The organism is Pseudoalteromonas sp. 19-MNA-CIBAN-0066 (assembly GCF_040308705.1).
Taxonomy (GTDB): Bacteria; Pseudomonadota; Gammaproteobacteria; order Enterobacterales; family Alteromonadaceae; genus Pseudoalteromonas; species Pseudoalteromonas nigrifaciens.
In genome coordinates, this window is sequence record NZ_JBEONZ010000192.1 from 1 (window position 1) to 275 (window position 275).

The 275-nt window shown below is 46.9% G+C and carries 1 protein-coding gene; it reads right to left on the bottom strand.

Going from position 1 to position 275, the window contains the following annotated elements:
• The coding region (locus AAEZ18_RS18770) for a thiolase family protein (RefSeq protein WP_502935419.1) at positions 1-275 on the bottom strand (275 nt) is incomplete at both ends.

The following is a 275-nucleotide window of genomic DNA, read 5'->3' on the forward strand; positions in this document are numbered from 1 at the left end:
TACGGGGTGATCAAGTCATCAAAGAAGCCCTCGTCATAAGCGCGTGCGAGGTTTTGATGGCTGTTAAAGGCAAGCTCATCTTGTGCTTCACGGCTGATATTCCACTCAAGCGCTGTGATGGCTTGATGGTCGCCCATCGATAGACCTGTACGTGGCTCACCGTTTTGTGGTGAATCAATTAAGTCTTTTGGATTTAAACCCATCAATGCTTTTAGACGTTGTTTGTTGTCTTTAGCAGCGCCTAGCTTGATAAGAACCTTACGTAAGCCATCGCC